The sequence below is a fragment of the Nocardia stercoris genome (assembly GCF_003696265.1).
Classification (GTDB): Bacteria; Actinomycetota; Actinomycetes; order Mycobacteriales; family Mycobacteriaceae; genus Nocardia; species Nocardia stercoris.
In genome coordinates this window covers 1-5768 of sequence record NZ_RFFH01000040.1, presented here as the reverse complement: position 1 = coordinate 5768, position 5768 = coordinate 1, and the positions used below count along the sequence as shown (strand labels likewise).

Here is a 5768-nt window from a genome sequence, read left to right as displayed (position 1 = left end):
CGTAGTCGTCACGGTGTTCGACGACCAGCCGGACAGCTTTGGCCTTGGTCGCTTCGTCGTACTTCGCAGGCATGGTCTGCCCATCCTTCCCAAGAAAGATGGTGGGCACCAAACCCGGGGCGGTTCACTCGGGAGATCGCAACGGATATGGTGCGCCCATCCGGCTCCGAATAGTCCAGCGGCACCCTCACATTCGCGCAAGCCGCGCCGGCTCGATCCAAGAGATCGCTGTCGCACGAACCCCACTCCAACTGCTGATGGGTGAAACGGTCCAGCGCGGCGGCAGCAGACGGCTCTGTCGGCGTTGTACCGGCGATACCGATTCCCGCTACGGACCCGATCAGAATTGCCGTGGCAGCGAGCGCCAGAACACTGCTGCGCCTGTCGGCAAACACCGCATCCGGTCGTCGGAACCTCTTTGTCATAAGGATGCTTCCCTTGTCGCCACCACGATCTCAGAAATCAGGAACCGCTGGGCACCGGAGCTGGGCGGCGTCGGTTGCTGTTGTCGACCGTGGCGCTCAGGTAGTCGATGCCGGTGACGGAGCTGGGCACGTAACTGCCCGGCTCGCGTTCCATCGTCGGCGTGCTCCAGGTGCCGTCAGGGTTCCTCGACGGGGCCCCCAGTCTCATCGGGCCTTGCTCCCAGCGACCGTTGCACCCGACCTGCATCTCTTCGGCGGAGTGGCTGTTCACCCACACCGACATCTCATACGCAGACCCGGGACTCGAGCACTCCACCCGGATCTGCACGCGATAGATATCGTCGGTGTCGTTGCGGCAGATGTGGTCACGACAGACCACTCCCTCGGTCAGGTCCGTGGCGAACGCCGCGGGGGCCGGCGTGCCGACCGCAGCGGTGATCAGCGCCACCGCTCCCAAGCCGAGCGGCATCCCTCGAGCCATGTGTGAATCTCCGATCCCGTCTTGATCCGACCCGGTTACATGTTGTCTCCCAGTGACTCTCGAGCACATCGGGACAAACCCGTAGTTCCTACCCTGATCATGAAGACAAATCCCCTCACCCATGCATCAAGTCGAGCGTCGGCGCCGGCATCTCCAGCGGGCTCAGGCCTGGGACTCGGGCAGGCCCGCGTCGTTTGTTCCAGTACGGTCCAGTCGGGTGGGAGATTGTTGCGGTCCGGCACCGCAAGAACGCGCTACCGGCTCCGACCCAATGGTGAACGGCGCCCAGGGGCGCTGTCCGACCATCAAAGGGAGACAACATGAAGTTCCTGTTGATCATGTACAGCAACCCGCAGATCTGGGATGCGCTGACGGAGGAGGAGCGCAACGAGGTGATGAGTGGCCACGGTGTGTTCATGGAGACAGTCACGAAGTCCGGCGAGATGATCAGCACCACCGCGCTGGCCGACCCGTCGCAGAGCGCCGTAGTCAGGGTCCGAGGCGGCGTTCCGGCGGTAACGGACGGACCCTACCTCGAAGCCAAGGAGTACCTCGGCGGCTACTACCTGGTGGAATGCGACAGCTGGGAACGTGCCCTGGAGCTGGCCGCTCTCATCCCGGACGCCGGCGTCGAGGGCCTCGGCATCGAGGTGCGGCCGGTGGTCTTCACCGGCGGGGCCGACAGCTGAGCGCGCGGTGAAGTTCCAGCTGAATCTCTATCTGAGCGCTGCGGCCCTCCCGGGCGGTGGGTTCGACAATGAACAGTTCCTGGCCGCCGCTGGGCGGGCTGGGGAACTGATCAGCGGTCACGTGTTCGCCGATCCGTCCCTGAGCGCCGTCGTCCGGATTCGAGACGGCGCGGTGACGGTGACCGACGGTCCATATCTGCAGACTGCAGATCAGATCGCCGGTCAGTACTTGGTCGACTGCGAAAGCCGTGAGCACGCCATGGAACTGGCCGCCTTGATATCGAGCGGTCGGATCGGCGGTGTCGAGGTGCGTCCGTTGATGGACTCGGCCGGGATGGAGATGTGAGCACGCCGGAACGGCTCGGGGACCTGCTGCGCGAACTGGCGCCGCAGGTCCTCGGCGTGCTCCTGCGTCGCTACGGCGGGTTCGAGGAGTGCGAGGACGCGGTCCAGGAGGCGTTGCTCGCCGCGGCGACACAGTGGCCCGCCGAAGGCATCCCGGAAAATCCGCGCTCCTGGCTGATCACAGTCGCCGCCCGTCGCCTGGTCGACCAGGTACGCAGCGAGCAGGCACGCCGCCGCCGGGAAGTCACCGCATCGGTGCGGGAGACGCCGGATACCGACCTCGCTCCGCCGCCCGGTGACGAAAGCCCGGGCGACCGGGACGACACGCTCGCCCTACTGTTCCTGTGCTGCCATCCGGCGCTGACGCCCGCCTCTCAGGTTGCACTCACTCTCCGCGCAGTCGGCGGGCTCACCACCGCCGAGGTAGCGCGGGCCTTCCTCGTGCCCGAGGCCACCATGGCGCCGAGGATCAGCCGTGCCAAACAGCGGATAAGGGCCGCCGGAGCGTCGTTTGCTGTGCCGAACGCCCAGGAGTGGGCCGAACGGCTCGACGCCGTCCTGCACGTTCTCTACCTGATTTTCAACGAGGGCTATACCGCCAGTTCCGGACCCGATCTGCACCGCGGCGAACTCACCTCTGAGGCGATCCGTCTCACCCGCATGCTGTACCGGTCCTTGCCCGATGACGGTGAAGTCGCCGGGCTGCTGGCGCTGATGCTGCTGACCGATGCCCGCCGGTCGGCCCGCACCTGCCCGGACGGTGCGCTCATACCGTTGGCCGAGCAGGACCGGAGTCGGTGGGACGCCACCATGATCGAAGAGGGCAGCACACTGCTCACTAACGCCATGGCCGCCTCGCCGCTCGGCCCCTACCAGCTCCAGGCGGCGATCGCCGCGCTGCACGTCCAAGCGCCGCGCGCCGAGGACACCGACTGGGACCAGATCTGCATCCTGTACGAAATTCTCCGCCGGATCGCGCCGAACCCCATGGTCACGCTCAATTACGCCGTCGCGGTCGCGATGACCCGCGGCCCCGAGACCGGACTGGAACTGCTGGAAACACTGGACAGCGACTCCCGGATCGCCCGCCACCACCGGCTCCACGCTGTTCGCGCCCATCTCCAGGAGCTGGCGGGCGAGTATTCCGCCGCCCTAGCGAATTACCGTCTGGCGGCCCGCCTCACCACGAGCCTCCCCGAACAGCGCTATCTGTGGAACAGAGCAGACAAGCTGGATCGATGACTGCGCAGGAGTGGATTTCCGTGGTCGCTGCTGAAAGCGTTCTTTCACCTGGGGCAGCCGCACCGGCTCACTGAAATTGGTCGCCAGAGTGGCTCGGGCAGTGCGAGTTTCAGTCGCCAGCATCGCGGCCGGCTCCCGCAGGTAGCGGTGATGCTCGGTTAAGGCGACCAGCCGGTGTGGCCGATCGCGTGCGGAAGTCGGCTGACCGATCCGAGCGGTCCGCACGCCGACGACGACTTCCGTGCTCCCGGACGGATGGCAACACCGACTCGCCAAGATTCAGAACGCGAGTATGGCCGCGCTGTCGGGGCGAAACATTCTTCAACCGACAGCGCGGCCGTGCTCATCGAATGCCTATTCGGCTGGTTGCGAAAGGGAATGACGCATCAGCTGAAGAACTCCGTCAGCAACGGTTCGAGTCGTGCGGGCTTGCCGAGGATGTCGTGCTCTTCACCGGACAGCACTTCCCGGCGTGCTGCGGGGATCGCGGCGGCGAGCGCCTGGGCCGCGGTCTGGATCCACGGCCAGGTCTGGTCGCCGTTGACGACCAGTGCCGGGATGTCGATCGTGGCGTATCGGTCTGTTTGCAGTCGCAGCCGGGATCCGCAGACGGCGACGTCGTAGGGGAGGCTGTGCGCCTGCGCCCGCAGGAATTCCCATACCGGGGAGTTGCGCATCCCGGCGACGATCGGTGCCGGTACCCCGACCTGCTCGGTCAGGAACAGTTCGGCGGCGGCGTCGAGGTCGCCGGCCTCGATGCGGGCGACCAGCCGGTGGAACACGTCGGCAGGCGGCTCCGGGCGATTGCCGTCGACGACCGCAGGCATCTCGTACACCGCTACTCTCTCTATGGGCAGCCCGCGCAACACGCCCTCCAGGGCCAGAGCGGCACCGGACGAATGACCGAACACGCCCGCTGTGCCTCCCACATGTTCGATTACCGTTGCCAGATCGTCTATTTCGCGTCCGATGGCGTAGTCGCCACTGAGGTCGGCACTACCCCCACGGCCACGCCGGTCGTAGGTGACGGCGGTCAGACGCGGGGCGAGGGTCGAGGCGAGCGCGGCGACTGTAGAGCGATCGTTGAATGCGCCGCCGATCAGAATCACCGGCGCGCCGTACCCCGTCGTTTCGACGGCGATCGCGCTGCCGTCGGAGGAGGTGAGACTGCTCAGAGTCGAGTTGATCATGGAATCGTTGCCTTTCGGTCGGTCGGAGGTCATCCGGCGGTGGGGAATCGGAAGCTCAGGTGGGTGATGGCGGGTGAATCGACGACCCGGAACCGGTCCAGTTCCACCATGCTGTCGGGCAGTTGGTCGAATAGCCGGGTGCCCTGCCCGAGCAGGACCGGTGCGATGTGCACGTGCATTTCGTTCACCAGTCGCTGAGCGATCGCCTGTTGCACGATCGCGGCTCCGCCGCTGATGTGCACATGCCGATCACCGCATGCGGCCTTCGCACGCTCGATCGCCGCCTGCAGGCCGTCGGTGACGAAATGAAAGGTAGTGCCGCCCTTGCGAACCAGTGGCTCGCGCTCGCGATGGGTCACTACGAACACCGGTGCGCGGAACGGCGGGGACTCGCCCCACGGCTCCTCGCCCGAGTCGAGCATCCGCCGGCCCATAACATAGGCGCCTGCCTGCTCGAACATCTCCGCCAGCAGCGCGTCGTCGGCATCCTGCAGACCGCCGCCGATACCCGCGCGTTCGCGCCACGCGAGATGCTGGACGACCCAATCGGTGATCCGGAAGAACCCCTTGTCCAGGTAGGGTGGCTGCTGGGCGGCGAGCCCACAGATGAAGCCGTCCAGCGAAATCGTCATATCGGTGCGCACGTTCGGCACAGCGCCTCCTCGATGTGTTTGGTGTCTTTCGCATACCAGTCGAATCCGGTTGGCGAACTCTTGACATCGAGATCGACCCAGCATCGAAATGTGACCCGTATTACTATCGCGACCCAGGTTCTGATGAAGGGGCCCGGGATTCGGTCCGCCGGGTGTGAGGGCCAGTTATCGGTGGATGCAGGTTGCAGCGTATTCGGCCGGGGTCGCATAGCCCAGCGCGGAATGTCTTCGGCGGTGGTTGTATCCGTCCTTCCAGTCGCTGATCACGACGCGGGCGTGGGTGAGGGACCAGAAGCTGTTGATGTTGAGGCATTCGTCGCGCAGGCGTGTGGTTGACCGTCCAGCCCTCGCCGTGGGCGTCGTGGTAGGCGCGGCGGAAACCTTGCCGCGGATGGGTTCTCGCCCAGTCTCGCAACCACTCACGCAGTGCCGCGTCCGGATCCGCGGTAGTTTCGCCGGGCTGGACACGGCGTTGGGTACTTCGGTGCTGCCCGGCGACCCGGCAGGCGAACCGCTCGCTCACTTCGAGCACGCGCATCAGGTGCGCCACGGCCGCCCGCCGGCGTTCCGGGTCTAGAAGTTTCCAGTCATGATCATCACGACGGGCCGCCACCGGCCTAGCGGACCTGACCCGGAAGTTTCCTGACCGACCTTCGAGTTGTGTCTTTCGAAGGACCCGTCGATCCGCTGGCGCCGATGGCGGCCCGCCGACCGCGCAGAACCCGAGGTCCTGCCGCGGAGGG

General features: G+C 65.9%; 6 protein-coding genes and 1 pseudogene. 3 read left to right on the top strand and 4 right to left on the bottom strand.

Annotated elements, in window-relative coordinates:
- Positions 1-462 precede the first annotated feature (462 nt).
- Positions 463-906, bottom strand: coding sequence for a hypothetical protein (locus tag EBN03_RS33425; RefSeq protein WP_147471802.1), 444 nt, complete (start codon positions 904-906; stop codon positions 463-465).
- A gap of 320 nt (positions 907-1226) precedes the next feature.
- On the opposite strand from EBN03_RS33425, the gene EBN03_RS33420 reads away from it, so the two are divergent.
- From EBN03_RS33420 to EBN03_RS33410, 3 genes are read left to right on the top strand one after another with little or no spacing between them, the layout of a single operon-like run.
- Positions 1227-1595, top strand: a complete 369-nt coding sequence (locus EBN03_RS33420) for a YciI family protein (RefSeq protein WP_122192169.1) — start codon at positions 1227-1229, stop codon at positions 1593-1595.
- A 7-nt stretch (positions 1596-1602) separates the two neighbouring features.
- Positions 1603-1941: a YciI family protein gene (locus EBN03_RS33415; protein WP_122192168.1), complete on the top strand. Its 339-nt coding sequence runs from the start codon at positions 1603-1605 to the stop codon at positions 1939-1941.
- Positions 1938-3182: an RNA polymerase sigma factor gene (locus EBN03_RS33410; RefSeq protein ID WP_122192167.1), complete on the top strand. Its 1245-nt coding sequence runs from the start codon at positions 1938-1940 to the stop codon at positions 3180-3182. The genes EBN03_RS33415 and EBN03_RS33410 overlap by 4 nt, the downstream gene beginning before the upstream one ends.
- A gap of 386 nt (positions 3183-3568) precedes the next feature.
- Here the strand turns inward: EBN03_RS33410 and EBN03_RS33405 are convergent, their stop codons facing one another.
- From EBN03_RS33405 to EBN03_RS33395, 3 genes and pseudogenes are all read right to left on the bottom strand, one after another.
- Entirely contained in the window at positions 3569-4372 is an 804-nt protein-coding gene (locus EBN03_RS33405) for an alpha/beta fold hydrolase (protein ID WP_122192171.1), read from the bottom strand.
- 29 nt (positions 4373-4401) lie between these two features.
- Entirely contained in the window at positions 4402-5025 is a 624-nt protein-coding gene (locus EBN03_RS33400; RefSeq protein WP_199743088.1) for a dihydrofolate reductase family protein, read from the bottom strand.
- 165 nt (positions 5026-5190) lie between these two features.
- Positions 5191-5635 (bottom strand): annotated as a pseudogene (locus EBN03_RS33395) (integrase core domain-containing protein); the annotation flags it as partial.
- Between the last annotated feature and the right edge of the window lie 133 nt (positions 5636-5768).